Source organism: Phytohabitans kaempferiae, assembly GCF_042433955.1.
Taxonomy (GTDB): domain Bacteria; phylum Actinomycetota; class Actinomycetes; order Mycobacteriales; family Micromonosporaceae; genus Phytohabitans; species Phytohabitans kaempferiae.
Genome location: NZ_JBHLUH010000107.1, coordinates 1 through 620, shown reverse-complemented (window position 1 = coordinate 620; position 620 = coordinate 1). Strand labels below are relative to the sequence as shown.

Below are 620 nucleotides of genomic sequence, written 5' to 3'. Positions count from 1 at the left end.
GTTATGGGCCCTTCATTGTTGCTGCGAGCACGCGAGTTAGATTCGCCCATCCGGTGGCTGCCGCGGGCGGCCGTCCTTGCTGATTTGTGCTGGTGGGGAGGGTTTCGTTGCTGGAGCAGGCACGTGATGAGGAACAGATTGTCAGTCATGTCGCGGGGCTGGACATTGGTAAAGCGTCGCTGGTGTGCTGCGCGCGGGTGCCGGACGTGGGCCAGCCGGGACGTCGGTTGCAGGAGGTGCAGACCTACGCGACCGTGACCCGGTCGTTGATCGGCTTGGCTGATCGGCTGACCGTGCTGGGGGTGACCCGGGTGGTGATGGAGGCAACCAGTGACTACTGGAAGCCGGTGTTCTACCTGCTTGAGGCGCACGGTTTCGAGGTGTGGCTGGTCAACGCTCGGGACGTGAAGCATCTACCTGGGCGGCCGAAGACCGACAAGCTGGACGCGGTGTGGTTGTGCAAGGTCGCCGAACGGCAGATGATCCGGCCGAGTTTCGTGCCGCCCGAGCCGGTTCGGATGCTGCGGGATCTGACCCGGTACCGGGTCGATCTGGTGGCGGAGGCGACCGCGGAGCGTAACCGGGCGGAGAAGCTGCTCGAGGACGCGCAGATCAAGTTG

At 64.5% G+C, this 620-nt stretch carries 1 protein-coding gene; it reads left to right on the top strand.

Annotation, left to right across the window (positions count from 1 at the left end; all coding sequences use genetic code 11):
• Positions 1-107: 107 nt before the first annotated feature.
• On the top strand, positions 108-620 hold a 513-nt coding region (locus ACFFIA_RS42415), incomplete at its 3' end, for an IS110 family transposase (protein WP_377262973.1).